Origin of the sequence: Streptomyces sp. R-07 (genome assembly GCF_049913175.1) — a bacterium.
Taxonomy (GTDB): Bacteria; Actinomycetota; Actinomycetes; order Streptomycetales; family Streptomycetaceae; genus Streptomyces.
The window spans coordinates 8,066,440-8,083,946 of the sequence record NZ_CP183978.1; the positions used below are offsets into that span (position 1 = coordinate 8,066,440).

A 17,507-nucleotide genomic window follows, 5' to 3' on the forward strand; every position below is an offset into this window, starting at 1 on the left:
TTCAGTCCTCGGAGGGGATGACGTAGAAGGGGAAGACGAGGTTGCGCGGGTTGTTCGCGCCGCGCACCCGGTAACGGACGTCGATGTACAGCGTGGTCGGCTCCCCGGGTGCGGGGGCGACCGTGACCTCCTCCACCTCGATGCGCGGCTCCCAGCGGTCCAGCGAGGACATCACCTCGTACCGGACCCGGCCCATGGTCGCGTCGTTCACCGGGGCGAACACCAACTCGTGGACCGCGCACCCGAATTCGGGCCGCATCGGCCGCTCGCCCGGCGCCGTGGCCAGGACCAGGCGCATCGACTCCTCGATCTCGCGGTCGCGCCGGACCAGGGCGATGGAGCCACTCGGCCCGGTGCGCAGGGGAAAGGCCCAGCCGGCACCGACGAAGTGCTCACTCATCGCTTCCTCCTTCTGCTCGGAACGGCGGGATCAGAACGGCAGGTTCGCCGCGACGGGGTTGGGCATCGGGACGGTCGAGGTGACGAACATCGGCGCGTTCACGACGGCCTGGGTCAGCGCCGACACCTTGAACTTCGCCCCGGCCTTGATGTCCACGCCGAGGCCCGCGCTCAGCCGGATCTTCCCGGCGGCGGAGAGCGTCAGATCCATCCCCGACTCGACCGTGACCCCCCGGGCCCCGGTGATCGTGACCGTGCCGTCGCTGTCGATGGTCAGGGTCGTACGGGCCTCGTTCAGCTCGACGCTCAGCCCGCCCTTCGACGTCCGCAGCCGGATGCCGTGCGAGGCGCGGGTCCGGCCGCCCTCCTCGCGCAGCTCCACGGTGTGCCCGGTGCGCGAGGTCAGGGCACGCCACTGGACACGCCCGCTCGTCGGATCGACGGGCGCCACCCGGTCCGTCGCCGGCGTGTGCCGGTCGACGCCGTTGTACAAACCCGCCAGCACGTAGGGATGTTCGAGCGATCCCCGGTCGAAGGCGCACAGCACCTCGTCGTCCACCTCGGGCAGCACGAGACCGCCCCCGCCGCGCCCGCCGAGCTGGGCGACCCGGCACCAGCCGCTCTCGTACGTCGCCGAGAGCCACGGGAACCGCAGTCTGACGCGGCCCTGCGCGAGCGGGTCCTTGGTGTTCGTGACCAGCGCGACCGCGACACCCGGCATGGGCGGCGCCGGCTCCCCGCCGCCCGAGGCCGTCCCGTACAGCGAACGGAACTGCCGCCCCGACACCGTCAGCCAGGTCGTGAACTGCCGCCCCGACGCGAAGACATGACGCACCCCGGTCGCGGTGTAGCGCCCCTCGAACGGGAAGCCCGCGCCCTTCACGGCCACCGGCTGTCCCGGCTTCAGCGAGGGATTGCCCGTGACGGCGACTTCCACCTCCGCGAACGAGCCGGTGACGTCGTCGGCGAGAGCGGCGGCCGCCTGCGTCACCTCCGACTGCGTCGTGAACGGCGTACCGGTGGCGGCGAGTTCGGCCGCCCCGAAAGGCGCCGACAGCTGCGCCGGGGTGATGTCGGAGACGATGTCCCGACTCGCCACCGTCGGCGTCGGCGAGGACAGCGCCTGCTTCGTACGGGGATCCCAGCCCCGCACGTCGACCTTCCCCACCTGCCCGGCGGCCGTCACCGACACCCGGCTGTGCAGGGTGTTCGCACCGAAGTCCAGCACGTACGGACTGGCCGCCGCCGGCGTGGTGTCGGCCGGCGCGGAGGAGGCGGGCGGCAGCGCGGCGAAGACGAGCCGGCCCGCGGCGTCGACGGAGAGCCGGACGTCGTTCTCCCGCGCGAGCCGGGACAGGAAGTCCCAGTCCGTGATGTTGGGCTGGGTCGCCAGCTCGTAGACGGTGGGCGTCGCCTCGACCTTGCCGAGCGGGATGCGGTTGAGCGCGGCGAGCTTCCGGACGATGTCCGACGCCGTCATGTTCGGATAGCCCTCGACACGCCGGTTGCGCAGCAGGCGGTGGCCGGGGTCGTAACCGCGCAGGATCAGATACCGCCCGTGGCCGGGAGCCGCGTCCACCTCCACGGCGGTGACCTCGCCGGTCAGCATCGGCTCGCCGAGCCGCCCGTCGGTGAACGGGGACAGCACCGCCATGGCCCCGACCTTCAGATAGGGGAACTTCTCGGTGAGCGTCCCGTCCTTGTCGCTGAAGGTCAGCTGGAAGGCGGACGGGACGTTGACACTCGCGTCCACCCAGCCCTCGGTGAGCCGGACCGCCAGCGGGTCCGGGAGGGGCGTGCCGTCGAGCTGCACGTGGAGGACGGTGGTGAAGGTCTTCTCGCTCATGAGGCGCCCTCGGTCTCCGGCATGTCGGTGGTGGACGGGAGCAGCAGTTCCGTGCCCGGGCGCAACCGCATCGGGTCGTCGATGCCGTTCGCCTCGGCGATGACCCGCCAGCGCGTCGCGTCCCCGTACTCCCGCCAGGCGAGCGAGGCGAGGGAGTCCCCGGCGACCGTGCGGTGCGCCTTGCGGGCCGACAGCGCCCCGGACGTCGGGTTCTGCTTCTTGGTCGCGGTGGCGACCTCGGTGAGGGAGAGCGAACACGTGGCGCGGATCGGGATGCCGCTGAGGCTGAAGAGGGTGTACGTCGCGGAGACGGACGTCACGTACGAGACGAACCGGACCGTCGAGAACGAACCCCACGAGAACTCCACCCACGGCGGCGACGGCGCCTTCGCGCTGATGCTCTGCTGGGTCACCTCGCAGCAGGACAGCAGGAGCTCCACCTGCTGCTGCACGTCGTTGGAGGACGGATCGTCGGAACGGTCGAGGAACACCTCCAGCTGGAGCCGGGCGGGCTCGCTGCCGGTGAACTTCGGCGGCGCGCCACGGGTGTACGCGACGGCCGGCTCCGTGTGCCAGTTCGCGGACCGGCTCAGCTGCAGCTGGTCCGGGTTGAACTGGAACCTCACCTCGCCCATCCGGCCGCCCATCGAGCCACCGAGGTCCGTCGGCGGCTGGTGGATGGACAGCGAGGCACGGGACAGTCCGCGGGCCGCGAGCGCGCCCATGATCCCGGCCATCTCAGGCGCCCCCCGCGTCCGTGAAGCCGTGGTGTGCGATCTCCAGGGTCTCGGTGGCGACGGCCGGACTCGCCGGGTCGAGCGTCGGCCCCGTCCACCGCACCGGCAGCACCTCGACGAGACCCCACTGGGCCACCGTCGACCCGTCCGCGCGCAACGCCGCGATCTGCGCCGTCGGGCGCGTGATGCCCGTCGCGAGCGAGGAGATCCAGGCGGCGACCTTCGCCGTGTCGGGGGTGAGGGGGCGGGTCAGGCGGATGGTCGAGAACGTGACGCGGGTGGGGAGCTGCCAGACGAAGCCGTTGTTGCCGCCCTCGCGGCGCTGTTCCACCTCCACCTCGGAGGAGAGGCCGTCGCAGCCGTTGAACAGGCCGAGGTCCTGGCCGTCGATCGTGAGCTTGAAGAAGACGGTGGATGCGGGGTCCAGCTGCGTGGGCATGAGGCGGGTCTCTCGGGTAGGCGGGGTCGGGGTGCGGGTACTGGTCAGTGGCCGTGGTCGCGGAGCCGGCCCACGCGCTCGCGGTCGGCACGCAGCTCGGCGCGCAGGAGACGCGAGAGCGGGGTGACGAGCCGACGGGCCAACTCGTCCAGCTGGGTGGGTGATTCACCGGGGGCGGCGGGGGTCGAGGGGGTGGAGGCCGGTGCGGGCGGCGCTTCGGCACTGCGTTGCACGGGGGGCGAGCCGGGCGTGGTACGGGCGACCGTGGTGGCGCGCGGGGCTCGGGGAGCCGGGCTGGGAGGGGCGGCGGTCGGCTGGATCGGAACGGGGACGACCGGAACGGCCGCGGGGGCGGACACGGGCCCGGGCGCGCTCTGGCGCTGGACGACCACCGGGCGGGCGACGGGCCGCGCGGCGGACGGCTGGGAGAGGGGGACGACGACGGGACGGGCGCCGCCGGCGGGTGCCGGGGCGGTGGAACGCTGGACGGCGGGGGCGGGGTGCGGGGTTGTGCGGGCGGGCGGGACGGCGGCGGTGGGCTGAGGGGCAGGGCGCGAGAGCGGTACCGCCGGGGCGCCGGGCGTGGCGACGGGGACGGTCGCCGGGGCCGGGGCGGAGCCGGTGGACGCACGGGGGCCGGTGGGCTCGCTCGCCGTGCCGGGGAGGCTCGGGGTGAGCGGCCGGGTGGTGGCGAGGGGCAGGGCGGAACGCCGCTGGACGGTGGGCGCGGTGGCGCGGGGGACGTCGGTGACGGTGACCACGGGCAGGGGCGCGGGCGCCTTGAACGATGCCGATGCCGATGCCGATGCCGATGCCGGCGTGGTCGGTGACGTCCCGGGCGCCGGGGGATGGGGGGAGCTCTGAGGGCGCTGCGTCGCCGTGGCGCGTTGTACGGCGGGGCTCGGCTCGGCCCGTACGGGAGAGGGCGACGGGGGCGTCGGCGTCGGTGTCTGCGACGAGGGGGTGACCGGGAGCGGAGCAGCGGCGCGCTGGACCGGCGGGGTGCCCGGATCGGCCGCGCGTGATGCCGGGGTCGATGGCTGGGGCGCCTTCGCCCGCTGCCCCGCGGCTTCGGGCGCCGCGGGGGTGGGCGAAGCGGCGGTGTCCGGGGTGGCGGACGTCCGCGTGATCGGTGCCCCGATCGGGGACCGGCGGGGTGCGGCCTTGGCCGACGGCGCGGGGGAGTCGCCGGTGGAGCGCTGCACGGGCGCGCCGAGTCCCGGCCGGGCCGGGGGTGTTGCGGCGGGAGCCGACGGACTCCCGGCAGGTGCCGGCGGTACGGGGACGGCCGCAGGTCCCGGCTCCGTCCCCGGAGTCGACGCCGTGCGCCAGTCGGCACCCGGGGCGCGCCGTGAACGCCGTACCGAGGGACGGCGCTGCACAGCAGCGTCGCGCGCGCCGACGGGAGTCCCGGGCCCAGCGGGGGAAGCAGGGCCCGGGACGTTCTGGGACCGCCCGGTGGCCGAGGGCTCCGGCGCGGCGGTGTCGGGTGCGGTCGTGGGTGCCGAGGCGGGCGGGGTCGTGGCACCGCTCGCGGTCGTACGCGCGGGGGCTGCCGCCCGTTGGACGGAAGCGGTGCCAGGCGCGGGTGTGCCGTCCGCCCGTGCGGAACCGGCAGGAGCCAGGCGGCGCGGCGCCTGTACGGGCCGGGCCGAGACCAGCGGCGAGCGCCGGGCGGACGCGGGCCGGACCGGGCCGGGGGGTGTCGGACGCGCGGTCGACGTGCCGGCGCGCGGCGTGCCGACGGTCTCGCTCACGGACGGTCCGGAGGGCCGGACCGGAGCGCTCGCGGGCGCGGCGGCGGCACGCTGAACGGGGGCAGGTGTGGAGCGGGGCGCAGCTGCGGGCGGGGTGCTGCTGCCCCGTACCGGCGCGGGCGCGTTGTTCCGCACCGACGCGGACGCGTCAGCCCGTACCGGAGAGGCGTCGCCACCCCGCACCGCCGCGCCGCCCCCTACTGCCGACGGCGCGCTGTCCCGAACCTGCGCGGAGGCGCTGTCCCGTACCGGAGCCGCAGTGCCGGGCCGTACGGAACCGGCCGCGTCGCCCCGTACCGGAGCGGGTGCCTCGCCTCGTTCCGGAGCGGGTGCAGCACTCCGTACCGGAGCCGCCGCGTCACCCCGTACGGCCGCGTGACCGTCCGTCGGCGCCGCGCCGGTCGCCTGCGCCCGTCCCCGGGCAGCCATGTCAGTCCGTACCGGAGCCGCCGCCTCGCTCCGGCCCCGTCGAGCGACCTCCGCGCTCCGTCCGCCGGTCGCCTCCGTCGCGCGCGGAACGCCCGGCGCGTCGGTCGCGCGCGGAGCGCCCGGCGTCTTTGTCCCGCGCTGAACATCGGGGGTCCGCCCCACGCGCTGAACACCAGGCGCCTGCCCCACGCGCGGAACGCCCGGCGTCGCGATCGCACGCTGTACGGGTGACGGCGCCGTGGCGCCTGCGGACTGCCCGGCTGTCGCCTGGCCGTCCGCCGACGTCGTCCCGGCCACCGGCAGCCGCAGGCCCGGAAGTTCCGGTGCCGGCGCGCCCGACGGCTGTCGTACGGGCCGCACCGCGTCGAGCAGTACGCCTCCGGGCGCGTCCGGCACCGCGCCATGGCCGAGGTCGGTCTGGAAGGAGGGGTTCCAGTGGGTCGCGAGCGACGTGGCGAAGCCGTGCTCCGTGATGGTGCGCGGACCACCGTCGAGGACACGCTGCACCGGCGGCAACGCCAGCCACGCGTCCCCGGGCGCGGCGGCCGGGGCGTCGGGCGCCGTGTTCCCCGCGGGCGTGCCGGCGTCCGCTCCGGACGACTTCCGCGCCCGCCACTTCTCGAACATCCCCACCTTCTCCAACCTCCCTTCCCTGTACTGCCGTTACGCCTGAGACCGCTCCACCAGCGAGGCCACCTGTGCCACGTACCTGCGCCGGTCCGCGTGCTCCAGGTCGAGGATGTCGTCCATGCCCCAGTGGAAGTGGTAGGCGAGGTACGCGGTCTCCTCCTCGATCCGGTCGGCCGCGTACGTCACGATTCCCCCAGGCGGCTCCCGGCCAGCTCGACCTCGAAGGACTCCTCGCAGTGGGGGCAGGCGACGGCGGCCCTCGTGTGGCCCTCCGCGTTGATCTGCCGGTAGAAGTCCTGGAGGAACGCCAGGTCGGAGGCGAACATGTTCTCCACCGTCCCGTCGTGGACCGACGGGAGCGTGCCCAGCCGGGTGATCACCCGGCCGAGGAGCACCACCGACAGGTAGGCCGGGTTCTCGCGGACCCGGATGTCCCGCAGCGGGAGCAGCTCGTCCCGGGCCGTGGCCAGCCGCATCGCCCCGCGGCGGTGCACGGTGCCCGCCTCGTCGACGAACCCGCGCGGCAGCTCGAACTCGAACTCCGTGCGCAGCGGCTCCTGTTGGCGGTCCGGCTGCGATCCCGCCGATCCTTCGCGTCGCATCAGCCGAGGGTCAGCTCTTCGAAGGTGATGGTGACCTGCTCGGTCAGGGCGGCGGCGTCACCGGCCTTGGTCGAGCTCAGCTCGACCTTGGTGCACCAGGCGTTGCGGAGGTTGTACCGCTTCACCTCGGTCAGCTGGTAGTCGAGGAAGATGATGGACGCGTCCTTGCGGGCCGAGCCCATGTCGCCGGCGATGGATGCGGAGATCCACTCGGTGAAGGCGGCGGACTGGGTGGCCCCGCGGGTCACCGTGCACTCGCCGGCCTTCTTCACACCGGGCAGCTTCTTGATGATCGGCTTGCCGTCCGCCGAGACCTGCTGGAACTCGATGACGTCCTGCTCCATCGTGAGGCCGCTGATCTCCTGCAGGGTCTCGACCATGACGCCGTCGATCTGCAGGCCGAAATTGTGGGTGGTGAGGGCGTCACCGGTGTCGAGGGACATGCGGTTCACTCCTGTTCATGAGGGGGTCGTGGATCGGGGGAGGGGTCGGGGGCGGCGGCGGAGGACTACTCCTCCAGTTCGCCGCCGCCGCCCTGGAACTGCGCGAGGCGGAAGACCACGAACTCGGCGGGCTTCACGGGGGCGATGCCGATCTCGCAGACCACCCGGCCGAGGTCCACCGACTCCGGCGGGTTGGTCTCCGCGTCGCACTTCACGTAGAAGGCGTCCTCGGCGCGCTGGCCGAACAGGGCACCCTGGCGCCACTCGTTGACCAGGAACGCGGAGATGTTGCGGCGGATGCGGGCCCACAGCGACTGGTCGTTGGGCTCGAAGACCACCCACTGCGTCCCGACGAGGATCGACTCCTCCAGGTAGTTGAAGTAGCGGCGGACGTTCAGGTAGCGCCACGCCGGGTCGGAGGCCAGCGTCCGCGCGCCCCACACCCGGATGCCCCGGCCCGGGAAGGCACGGATGCAGTTCACGCCGATCGGGTTGAGCAGGTCCTGCTCGCCGCGCGTGATCTGGAGCTCCAGGTCGACCGCGCCGCGCACGATCTCGTTGGCGGGGGCCTTGTGGACACCGCGCTCCGAGTCGTTGCGCGCCCAGACGCCGGCCATGTGGCCGGACGGCGGCACCGTGCGGGTCTGGCCGCCGGCCGGGTCGAACGCCTTGATCCACGGGTAGTAGAGCGCCGCGTACCGGGAGTCGTAACCGGCGACGTCCTGGCGCCACTTGCGGATGTCCCGGGCGTTGAGACCGGGCGGCGGGTCGAGGATCGCCATCCGGTCGCCCATGAGCTCGCAGTGCGCGATCAGACCGAGCTGGACGGCCTTGACCTGCTCCAGGTCGATGAGCCCCTGCTGGTAGGCGGCCATCAGGTCCGGCACGGCGACCATGTTGATCTCGTCGAAGGCCTCCAGGCCGCCGAAGCCGGTGCGGTCCGCGGAGTCGCCGATGAACTGCCCGGACTCCATCGCGGCGGACGCGTCGGCCCGCGCCGCGACCGGTGCGGGGAGCTGCGCGGGCGGGGCGAGGGTCACGGTCTGCGCGTCGGGCCTGGCGAGCTGCCCGCCGGCCACGGCCTCTTCGAGCACGATGGTCTTCGAGCGCTGCTTGACCTGCGCGACGACGTAGTTGCGGGCGCTCTTCTTGGCGGAGGCGTCGAAGCTCTCGACGACCTTCTCGCCGTCCTTGACGACCAGCTTGAACCGCTCGGCCTCGCCCTCGACGTCCTGCACCTCCACGGTGAGCGCCCCGCCCGCCTCGGAGCCGGCGGCGATCGCGGCGACACGGAAGGTGCCGAGCGCGACGGCCTCACCGGCGGCGAGCTCCCGCGGCGCGGCGTCGCCGGCCCCGACGGGCTCCGTGGCGCCCTGGGCGTCCCCGCCGCCCACGCGCACCACGTACGCGGCGGTGCCGCCGTTGTTGAAGAAGCCGTACACGGAGTGGGCCAGGTAGTACCCGTCCGTGAAGTCACCGAACGACGCGACGTACTGCGACCAGTTGGTGACGAGCACCGGCTCGTTCAGCGGCCCGGCCGGCGAGAGCCCGACGAAGGCGGCGACGGAGGTGCCGACGCCCTCGATGGGACGGGAGCCGCTGGCGACTTCCTCGACGTAGACGCCGGGGGACAGGTAGGTGGGCATGCGCGGAGTGCTCCTTCGGAGAGGGTGGGTCGTGCGGGGCCGGCGAACCGGTCACGGGGCCGTGTCAGGGGTTCATGAGCTCGTGCGCGAGCGTGTGCCGGTCGCCGCCGCCCCCGCCGACGACCACAGGGGAACCCGAGGTGTACGCACGGGCACCCACCTCGGCCGCCGAGGCCCGGGCCGCGGCCTCCGGTGCCGGGTGCGCCGTCCCGCCGGAGGCGGCGAGCCGTGCCGCGCCCGCCGGCGGGGACTGACGGGCCGGGCGCGGCGCCGGGTGGGCGATCCGGTCCGCTCCCGGGCTGTCGTGGTGCTTCGGCTCCATCGTGCTTGCCCTCCCCTCGGCTCGTGGACAGCGGTCGATCCCGCTTGTGGACAGAGGTCGAACCCGCTGGTGGACAGCGGTCGAACGCTCCGACTCTCGCCGAGCCCCGGCCGTCCCGACCAGGGAAGAAGGGGCGCTCGCGAGGGCAGCCGGGGCTGCCCCAACGGTCACGCTCGCGGGGCCGGTCCAGCCCGCGCCGGTCCGGTCGAGGCTCCCGGGGCCGTACGACGGCGGGGGACCCGCGTACCCCTTGACACGGCGCCCGGGCGTGCGAGGGTAGGGCCGGAGACGTACTCCCGGCCGTGACCGGCCCCGGGGCCCACCGCCCGCCCCGAACGCCTCCCGAGGGGCGCGGGGGCAGGCCGTGTTGCCCCCGCACCGGCACTTTCGGGCAGCCGGAACCCACCCCCGCCGCCTTAGCCTGCGGTCATGACCATGTGGACCTCTCTGGACCCGGCCGATGTGACCATCGAGCCGGGGGCCCGGACCTCCGCCCGGCTGCGGGTGCGCAACACCGGGGACACCGTCGAGGAGTACCGGCTCTCCCTCGTCGGCAAACCCTCGGGCTGGTCCCGGGTGGAGCCGGACGTCCTCCGCCTCTACCCGGGCAGCGAGGGGACCGCCGAGATCACCTTCGCCCCTCCCCGCTCCTCGGACGTGGAGGCCGGACCCCTCGCGTACGGCATCCGGGTCGACCCCCGGGAGAACGCCGCGGCCCGCGACGTGGTGGAGGGCCGGCTGACCGTCACGCCCTTCGCCGAGACCCGGGCCGAGCTGCTGCCGCCCGCGCTCGTCGGACGCTTCCGGGGCCGGGCCCGCGTCGCCGTGGACAACCTCGGCAACACCCCGCTCACGGCGTCCCTGATCGCCCGTGACGAGGCCAACCGGCTCACCTTCGACGTACGCCCGAACGCCGTGCAGATCGCCCCCGGCCGCGCCGCCTTCGGCGAACTCGTCGTACGGCCCCAGGCCGTCCGGTGGACCGGCGCCGAGGAGTCGCACCGGTTCACCGTGGCCGTCCGCCGGGCGGGCGACGACACCGCCCTCGACCTGGAGGGCACGTACGACCAGCGGCCCGTCTTCGGGAACTGGCTGGTCGTGGTGGGCGGACTCCTGGTGACCGCCGCGATCGCCTTCGCCGTGCTCTGGTTCGGCTTCTCCCCGAAGATCGTCAGCGCCGCCAAGGAGATCCAGGCGACCGGCGCGCCCAGGCCCGCGCCGCAGGGCAGCGGAGACGCGCTTCCCGACGCACCGCCCCCGCCCGGCGGGAGCGGCGGACCCACGCCCGGAGGCGACCCGCCGCCCGGCGGGACCCCGCCCCCCGGGAGACGGGGGCGCGCCTCCGCCCGCCGGCGGTGACGGCGGATCGGGCGACCAGCCGGGCGGCGGCGCCGCGACCACGGCCCCGCCCCCCGGCGGCGGGACGGACCCCGGCAACGGAGGGAACCAGCCCGCCCCGCCCCCGCCTCCGCCCGCCGCCCAGAGGACCCTTCCGCCGTGGTACCCCGGCGACCCGAAGGACCTCGTCGTCGAGTTCGCCCAGGAGCGGCTGGCCGCCCTGGACAACAGCTGCGACCTCAAGCCCGGCTGGTCCCGCGGTGTGATCGACGGACCGACCAGGGCCTCCCTCGTCTGCTACCAGCGTGCCGTCGTCGCCGACGGACTCCAGAACGGCAAGAACTCCGCCGCGATCTTCAAGACCGACAAGGAAGGCACCCTCGGCCGGGCCACCCTCACCTCCCTGTGGGCCCAGGGAATCACGCCCGACAAGGTGAAGTCCGGTGCCACCACCTGGGAGACCACCCAGCTGATGGCGGCCTACTGGATGGCGTTCAACCGCAGCTTCGACGACCACGACTTCGACGTGGCCCGCACCAACGCCCAGTACGGCATCGACCACTTCCGCAGCGGGACCCAGAAGACCACCACGTACAGCGGCGGTGTCGCCGACCACATCCGCTCGTACCAGACGGCCGTCGGACTGCGCGCGACCGGCACCGTCGACTGGGAGACGCTCAAGAAGATGATCGGCGGCAGCGTGATGTGACCTGCCGGGCAGGAAACACGAACGGCCGAGGGGGCCACCCGCACGGGTGGCCCCCTCGGCCGTTCACCTGACAGTGACGTCACGGAGCCCAGGGCGCGCCCGCGTCCAGGACCAGGCGTCCCGCCTTCTGGTACTCACGCCGTGCCCCGGCCCGTACGTCCGCGCCGGTCACCGCCGAGCCGCGGGCCGCCGCCAGATAGCCCGCCGTCACCGCCGCCGAGCGGATCGCGCCGCCCGCCAGCTCGAACTCCTGGGCGCATCGCGCGATCTCCCCGTCCAGGCCCTCCGCCTTCGGCGTGCCCGCCAGGCAGGAGTGCCAGAGCGAGACGCGCTGTCCGGGGTCGGGGAACGGGAAGTCCACGACCAGGTCGAGCCGGCGGGTGAACGCCTCGTCGATGTTGGCCCGCAGGTTGGTCGTGAGCACCGCGATCCCGTCGAACGCCTCCAGGCGCTGGAGCAGATAGGCGCTCTCCAGGTTGGCGTACCGGTCGTGCGAGCTCTTGACCTCCGACCGCTTGCCGAAGATCGCGTCGGCCTCGTCGAAGAGGAGCACACAGTCCGTGCGGTCCACCTCGGCGAAGATCCGCTCCAGGTTCTTCTCGGTCTCGCCGACGTACTTGTCGACGACCGACGACAGGTCCACCACGTAGAGGTCCAGGCCCAGTTCGCCCGCGACGACCTCCGCGCCGAGCGTCTTGCCCGTGCCCGACTCCCCGGCGAACAGCGCGACGACACCGCGCCCGCGCCCGCCCCCCGTCCGAAGCCGCCACTCGCCGAGCACCCGGTCCCGGTCGCGGGCCCGGCCGGTCAGCTCGCGCAGCAGCCCCAGCGGCTCCTCGGGAAGCACGAGATCGGCGAACCCGACGGCCGGCCGGATCCGCCGCGCACGGCTGTCGAGGAGTGGGGCCGACACCAGCCGGGCGCCGCGCTGCACCTGCGCGAGGGTCAGCGCCGAGCCCTCGAACGCGGCGAACGCCCGGGCGGAACGCGCCGCCCGGCGCACCTGGTCGCCGTTGAGACGGTACGGGGCGGTGGCCGCGTCCAGGTCGAAGTCGACGTCCGTCCCCTCGAGTTCGCGATGCCAGAGGTCGCCGGGGCCGGCCGCCTCGCCCGGCGCGTCGAGCGCGATCAGTTCCGCGTCCGGCGCCCACCGGGGATCGGGCGCCTCGGTGCCGGCGAGGACCACCGTCGCACCCGACGAGGCGAGGGCACGCACCAGCGGCCCCGGAGCCGAGGGCAGCGGCTCGACGACCACGGCGGCGCCGCGCAGCCGGGCCTCACGCAGCAGCGCCCGGGCCGCCCCCTCGTCCACGCACTCCGGCCGGTACCGCAGCACGGGCCGCCCGGCGCCCCGCAGCGCCGCCACCACTCCGTCGGCGGCGGCCCCGGGGACGCGCTCCCGCAGATGTACGGTGACGGGCCCGGCGGCGACGACCCGCGCACCCAGCGGCGTGGCCGCCGGGTCCGCGTCGGCCGCGTTCGCGTCGGCTGGGTTCGCGTCCACGTCGGCCGGGTCCACGTCGACCGGGTCCGCGGCCCCGTCCGTCGTGTCCGCGCCCGCCCCGCGCGGCGGGAGCAACTCCACGCCCACTCCGAGGAGTCGCGCGTCGAGACGTCCGTCGTCGCCGAGGAGATGCGCCACCACCCGCTCGGGCACGCGCAGCGCCCGCCCGGGCAGCGGACGGTCCTCGTCCTCGACCTCGACGAGGCCGCCGGACCGCAGCGGCGCGGCCGGGTGGAAGCGGTCGCGGGCGGCCGGGTCGAAGGGGCCCGTGCCCGCGAGGTCCAGGGCCAGCGCCACCGTGGCGCGGCGCCGGCCCACGTCGTCGTTGAGGTACCCGTACAGCGCCTCGAAGCCCCGGTCCACATCGGGCGCGAGCGCCGCGACGAGGATGTGCGCGTCGAGCGCCGTGAGCCCGAAGGCCCGCGCCAGGCCGGCGAGCCGGTCCGTTCCGCCGGTGTCCGGGAGCGGGACGCCGTCGTCGTGAGCCGCCGACGGCACCGGCTCCGCCGCGATCCGGCGGGCCGTCTCCCCGGTGACGTACAGACCGCGCAGCGGATCGCCCGCCGTGGGGTCCCCGGCGCTCCGGGCGTCCACGAGCGCGGCGACCCGGACCCGCAGCGCGGAGACCAGGCCGAGCACGCCGCCCGGACCCGTACGGTCCTCGTCCTCGCTCACGCGCCGTCCTCCCGCTTCGCCTCGGACACGCCCCCGACGCGTCGCCGCAGCCGGGGCCTGGAGTCGCCCGGCACGCCGTCGATCCCGCGCACGAGGACCTCCGCCTCGGTGACCGGCGGCGCCACCTCGTACACCGGCGTGACCGGGAACGGTGTGGTGACCACGACGTCGAGCGAGGGCTTGAGCTCGCCGCCGAGCGCCGACCAGATGTCCGCGAGCGAGCGCGACTCGGCGGGCGGCACCGCGACGGAGAGGGGCAGGGTCGCGGCGATCGGCCGCACGGACTCCGGCACCGCGTCGCCGGAGAGCGTCTCGTGCGGCAGGAGCAGCGCCAGCGCGCCCGAGAGGAGCCGGTGCTCGTCCTCGGGCCGGGAGGTCCAGGCGGTCACCAGGTACGAGAGCCGGAACCAGCGCGGCGGCTGTCGCCTCCGCGTCACGATCCCGGCGGCGTCCCGCTCGGCGACGGGGCCGCGCTCGCGCCGGGCGACGTCCTCGCGGATGTCGTACAGGTAGGCGTTCAGGGTGGGGGCGTTGCGGCGGGCCGCCCAGTCGCGGGTCGGCGCGTCGAAGGCGACGTCGCCCGTGACGGCGGGGGAGAGCAGCCGGCGCAGCGCCTCGTCTATCTCGTGGATCATCAGATGTAGCCTTCGCGGAGCGCGTACGCGACGGCATGCGCCCGGTTGGTGAGCTGGAGACGGGTCATGAGCGAGTGCAGGATGTTCTTCACGGTGCGCTCGGAGTAGGCGAGCTTCTCGCTGATCTGCCGGGTGTCCAGACCCTCCGCGAGCAGCCGCAGCACGTCCACCTCGCGCGGCGCCATCCCGAAGAGCGGCACCGCCCCGCCGGTGCCCGTTCCCGCCGCCGTCGCCCGCTGGAGCCGCCCCACCTGGTTCAGGAGGCGGCTCACGAGGTCGGGCGGTAGTTCGCCCTCGCCCCGTGCCGCACTGTGCACGGCGCTCAACAGCCGCTGTTCGGTGGCCTGGTGGCGCCAGATGATGGCCCGTACTCCGTACTCGACGACCGTCAGGAGGTCGGGTTCGCGCAGCTCGCGCGCGACGAGCACGACGCGCTGGTCGCGGCCGCGCAGCAGGCGCCGGAGTTCCGCGGTGGTGGGTTCGTCGATCCGGTCCGCGAGCATCACGGCCACCGCGGGTGCCTCGCGGCCCCCGTCGTCGTGCTCGGGCACGAAGTCGATGCTCGGCTGGTGCCGCAAATGGCTGATGAGCCCGGCCCGGCTGAGCGGATCGGACGCGTGGACGGTCACCGTCACCCGTGTGGTGAGCACTTCCGCTACCTGCTCCTTCTCGCGCGCCTCGACCGTCCGGGCGTGGTCAGGCGCCCGGAAGCGGCCGGCGCGGCGACGGCAGCGGCCTCCCGGCCGGTGCCCGCCACGCACGGTGAGGCTCCCCGTGGTCTGCTGGTCCGTGGCCGGTACACCGGCCACGATGGTCCCCGCCAGCTTCCCGCGCGGTACTCACGTCTCGCTAACGCCCCGCTGCCGCACTTCGGAACCTCGTGCCCGGTCCCGCGACAACTCTCTTCCCGTGTGGCGCCCGCCACTTGGTGCACAGGACGGACGGCCGGGCGGGCCGTCGTCGCAGCTCGGGGCGGGTGCGCGCCTGCTCCCGCACCGCGCGGCGACAGACCGAACTCGGCCCGGAACACCCGGCTGAAGTGACTCGCCTCGCCGAGACCCCTGCGCCCCGCGAGGACGTACGCGGGCAGGCGGGCGAGCGACGGGTCGACGAGGTCCCGGCGGATCCGCTCCAGGCGCCGCCGCCGCACATGATCGCTCACCGTCACGCCCGACTCCCGGAACAGGGCGTGCAGATGCCGTACGGAGATGTGGTGCGCCGCCGTGATCGTCCCCGGCGACGGGTCCTCCGCGAGCCGCTCGTCGACGTACGCGAGGATCCGCTCCAGGGCGCCCGCGGACCCGGCGCCCGGGACCGGTCCCGGGCCGCCCGTCTCGCGCAGCAGCGTCCGCAGGATCGCCGACACGTGCTCGCCCGTGTCCCGGCGCGCCAGCGGACCGAACCCGGTCGCCCGCTCGGCCGGTTCGCCGAGCACCGCGAGGAGCTTCCGCCCGCTCGGTGACCGCGGCAGCTCCGCGTCGGCCGTCACCGCACCGTCCGCCCGCGCCGGCTGCCCGGCCGTACCGGCGTCCAGGGACAGCACGAAGTACCGGTGCGAGGAGCCGAGTTCGAGCCGGAACGGCCGCGCGCCGGTGTAGAGCACGAAGTCGCCGGCGCGAGCACCCGTTCCTCACGCTCCCGCTTCAGGTACAAGAGGGTGTAGTCGACGCCGACGGCGAGCCCGATGAGCAGGATGACGTGGGTGCCGACGCCGGCGTCGGGGAAGACGTGCGAGGCGACCATCGACAGGCCGACGGCGGCGACGATCGAGGAGAGCGCGAGCAGCAGCGGCGCGACGGCCATCACCACGGAGCCGAAGACGATCAGCAGGGTGATCAGGGTGACGGGCAGCGCGATGACTTCCGTACGGGAGAGGTCGTCGCCGCGCAGCTCGTCGACGCCCTTGCCGATGGAGGGACTTCCGACCTCCTCGACCAGCAGCCCCGGGTGCGCGGCCCGGACCTCGGCGGTCTCGGCGAGCAGGGCGTCGACGTGCTTCTTGCCGTCGAACTCGGCGCCTCTCATGGTGACGTCGACGCGCAGGGGCGGTGTACGGCGGATCGGCGACCGGGTCGGAGACGGACAGCACCTCGGGCAACTGCCGCATCCGGGTGCCGATCTCGCGTGCGGCGGCCGCGGCGTCGGCCCGGTCGAGGGGGCCGGTGCCGGGCGCGGCCGTGATGAGGACGCGTTCGAGGGGTTTCTGCTGGAGCCCGCCCTCGGCGGCGAGGGCCTCGGCACGGCCGGCCTCGCCGATGCGGAAGTCCTCCGTGGTCGCGGGGCGGGCGCCGAGGGCGATGCCCGCGCCCAGGCAGAGGGCCACGAAGAGGAGCCGGCCGAGGAGCGCGCGCCAGGGGTGCGGGGCGCTGAGGCGGGCCATGCGTACGGTCGGGTTCGTCATGCGTCCCAGACTCGTCGGCGGAGCGGTCCCGCCGACAGGCTCGGCCGGTTGAACCCGTTGTCCACCGACCGGTGGACAACAGGGCGTTCGGCGCGGCCGGTTTCTCCGTACGCGGGGTCAGGGGCCGTCGCTCTCCATGCGGTACGCGGAGCCCAGCCGCGGTGACTCCGGGGCAGGGCCGATCGGCTGGTCGGGGTCGAGCTTGATGCCGAGGCGCGGGGTGGCGCCCGCGAGGACCCCCCAGAGGGAGTCGCTCAGGAAGTGGGTCAGGTCGTCGAGGGAGCTCCTCGACCCGGGGTGGGCGGCCCACTGGTTCACCACGCCGTCGACCAGGCCGACCATGCCGAAGGCCAGGTTGGAGCTGAAGCCGGTGGGCGCCGGCTCGCCGTCGAGCAGCCGTTCGGCGTACGTGTCCAGGAGTCGGGCCAGGTGGAGGGCGACGGCGGTACGGGTCCCCGCGACGGCGCGTGAGCCGGTGGCGGGCTCTCCCGGCGAGCCGGTGCCGAGGAACCGGTGGAGGTGGGGGTGGAGCGCCACCCAGCCGACGTAGGTGGCCGCGGCGAGCTCGATCGCCTCCCGGATCGTGCCCTTGGGGTCGAGGGCGGGGGACAGGGCGGCCATCAGGTCGTCGGTGATGCGCGCGCGGATCTGCTCGTCGAGGTCCTCGCGGCTGCGGAAGATCCGGTAGACGACGGACCGGGGCATCCCGGCCTCGGCGCCGATCGCCGCCACGCTGACCGCCGTTCCCTCGCGCCCGATGACGGTGAGGGCGGCGGTCAGGACCTGGTCCCGGCGCTCGGCGCGGTGGCCGGTCCAGCGTGTGTCGCGGCCGTCGGGGCGCCCGTCGTTGCGTGTGTGTCTGTCCTCGGCCACGGCGTGGATCGTACCCGGCAGCTGTGACGGGGCGACCGCAAGGGGTGGCGCAGGTCACGTTACCGCCAGTATCTTGGACGCGGTGACACAGGTAAATTCCGGGGCCTGAGGAAGAATGCCCA

At 74.4% G+C, this 17,507-nt stretch carries 18 protein-coding genes and 1 pseudogene; 3 read left to right on the top strand and 16 right to left on the bottom strand.

Annotated features, from left to right (window positions below; all coding sequences use genetic code 11):
- Position 1 precedes the first annotated feature (1 nt).
- From ACN9M0_RS36820 to ACN9M0_RS36840, 5 genes are read right to left on the bottom strand one after another with little or no spacing between them, the layout of a single operon-like run.
- The gene (locus tag ACN9M0_RS36820; protein WP_366037711.1) at positions 2-400 is read right to left on the bottom strand and encodes a GPW/gp25 family protein; all 399 of its coding nucleotides are present in this window, start codon (positions 398-400) and stop codon (positions 2-4) included.
- Between the two features lie 30 nt (positions 401-430).
- Complete coding sequence (locus ACN9M0_RS36825) at positions 431-2,245, bottom strand: VgrG-related protein (protein WP_366037710.1); 1,815 nt, start codon at positions 2,243-2,245, stop codon at positions 431-433.
- A complete protein-coding gene (locus ACN9M0_RS36830; RefSeq protein ID WP_426405053.1) occupies positions 2,242-2,982 on the bottom strand; it encodes a LysM peptidoglycan-binding domain-containing protein in 741 nt (246 codons plus the stop codon). Before ACN9M0_RS36830 ends, ACN9M0_RS36825 begins: the two co-directional genes overlap by 4 nt.
- A gap of 1 nt (position 2,983) precedes the next feature.
- Positions 2,984-3,421, bottom strand: a complete 438-nt coding sequence (locus tag ACN9M0_RS36835; protein WP_189801457.1) for a phage tail protein — start codon at positions 3,419-3,421, stop codon at positions 2,984-2,986.
- A 44-nt stretch (positions 3,422-3,465) separates the two neighbouring features.
- Positions 3,466-4,182, bottom strand: a complete 717-nt coding sequence (locus tag ACN9M0_RS36840) for a hypothetical protein (RefSeq protein ID WP_426405054.1) — start codon at positions 4,180-4,182, stop codon at positions 3,466-3,468.
- A gap of 697 nt (positions 4,183-4,879) precedes the next feature.
- Here ACN9M0_RS36840 and ACN9M0_RS36845 point away from each other — a divergent pair.
- Positions 4,880-5,233, top strand: a complete 354-nt coding sequence (locus tag ACN9M0_RS36845; RefSeq protein WP_399695174.1) for a hypothetical protein — start codon at positions 4,880-4,882, stop codon at positions 5,231-5,233.
- A 1,037-nt stretch (positions 5,234-6,270) separates the two neighbouring features.
- Here the strand turns inward: ACN9M0_RS36845 and ACN9M0_RS36850 are convergent.
- The 5 genes from ACN9M0_RS36850 to ACN9M0_RS36870 all read right to left on the bottom strand — a co-directional run bounded on the left by ACN9M0_RS36850 (position 6,271) and on the right by ACN9M0_RS36870 (position 9,250).
- Complete coding sequence (locus ACN9M0_RS36850) at positions 6,271-6,423, bottom strand: DUF6760 family protein (RefSeq protein ID WP_366037706.1); 153 nt, start codon at positions 6,421-6,423, stop codon at positions 6,271-6,273.
- Positions 6,420-6,839, bottom strand: a complete 420-nt coding sequence (locus ACN9M0_RS36855; protein WP_366037705.1) for a hypothetical protein — start codon at positions 6,837-6,839, stop codon at positions 6,420-6,422. Before ACN9M0_RS36855 ends, ACN9M0_RS36850 begins: the two co-directional genes overlap by 4 nt.
- Complete coding sequence (locus ACN9M0_RS36860; RefSeq protein WP_030693830.1) at positions 6,839-7,282, bottom strand: phage tail protein; 444 nt, start codon at positions 7,280-7,282, stop codon at positions 6,839-6,841. Before ACN9M0_RS36860 ends, ACN9M0_RS36855 begins: the two co-directional genes overlap by 1 nt.
- Positions 7,283-7,347: 65 nt before the next feature.
- Positions 7,348-8,928 (bottom strand): phage tail sheath family protein, encoded by a 1,581-nt coding sequence (locus ACN9M0_RS36865; RefSeq protein ID WP_366037704.1) that lies wholly within the window; start codon positions 8,926-8,928, stop codon positions 7,348-7,350.
- 64 nt (positions 8,929-8,992) lie between these two features.
- Positions 8,993-9,250 carry an eCIS core domain-containing protein gene (locus ACN9M0_RS36870; protein ID WP_426405055.1) on the bottom strand — a complete coding sequence of 86 codons (258 nt, stop codon included), beginning with the start codon at positions 9,248-9,250 and terminating at the stop codon, positions 8,993-8,995.
- A gap of 429 nt (positions 9,251-9,679) precedes the next feature.
- Between ACN9M0_RS36870 and ACN9M0_RS36875 the strand changes: the two genes are divergently transcribed.
- On the top strand, positions 9,680-10,609 hold the full coding sequence (locus tag ACN9M0_RS36875) for a hypothetical protein (protein ID WP_426405056.1): 930 nt from the start codon (positions 9,680-9,682) through the stop codon (positions 10,607-10,609).
- Between the two features lie 241 nt (positions 10,610-10,850).
- Complete coding sequence (locus tag ACN9M0_RS36880) at positions 10,851-11,297, top strand: hypothetical protein (RefSeq protein ID WP_426405057.1); 447 nt, start codon at positions 10,851-10,853, stop codon at positions 11,295-11,297.
- Positions 11,298-11,376: 79 nt separating this feature from the next.
- Here ACN9M0_RS36880 and ACN9M0_RS36885 read toward each other — a convergent pair whose 3' ends face one another.
- The 6 genes and pseudogenes from ACN9M0_RS36885 to ACN9M0_RS36910 form a co-directional block, all read right to left on the bottom strand.
- Entirely contained in the window at positions 11,377-13,476 is a 2,100-nt protein-coding gene (locus ACN9M0_RS36885; protein WP_426405058.1) for an ATP-binding protein, read from the bottom strand.
- Entirely contained in the window at positions 13,473-14,111 is a 639-nt protein-coding gene (locus tag ACN9M0_RS36890) for a DUF4255 domain-containing protein (RefSeq protein ID WP_366037701.1), read from the bottom strand. Before ACN9M0_RS36890 ends, ACN9M0_RS36885 begins: the two co-directional genes overlap by 4 nt.
- A complete protein-coding gene (locus ACN9M0_RS36895) occupies positions 14,111-14,761 on the bottom strand; it encodes a helix-turn-helix transcriptional regulator (protein ID WP_399695166.1) in 651 nt (216 codons plus the stop codon). Before ACN9M0_RS36895 ends, ACN9M0_RS36890 begins: the two co-directional genes overlap by 1 nt.
- Positions 14,762-14,766: 5 nt before the next feature.
- The gene (locus tag ACN9M0_RS36900; RefSeq protein ID WP_426405059.1) at positions 14,767-15,714 is read right to left on the bottom strand and encodes a helix-turn-helix domain-containing protein; all 948 of its coding nucleotides are present in this window, start codon (positions 15,712-15,714) and stop codon (positions 14,767-14,769) included.
- A gap of 11 nt (positions 15,715-15,725) precedes the next feature.
- Positions 15,726-16,512: pseudogene (locus ACN9M0_RS36905) on the bottom strand (MMPL family transporter); the annotation flags it as partial.
- Positions 16,513-16,629: 117 nt separating this feature from the next.
- The gene (locus ACN9M0_RS36910; protein WP_426405060.1) at positions 16,630-17,385 is read right to left on the bottom strand and encodes a TetR/AcrR family transcriptional regulator; all 756 of its coding nucleotides are present in this window, start codon (positions 17,383-17,385) and stop codon (positions 16,630-16,632) included.
- Positions 17,386-17,507: the final 122 nt, after the last annotated feature.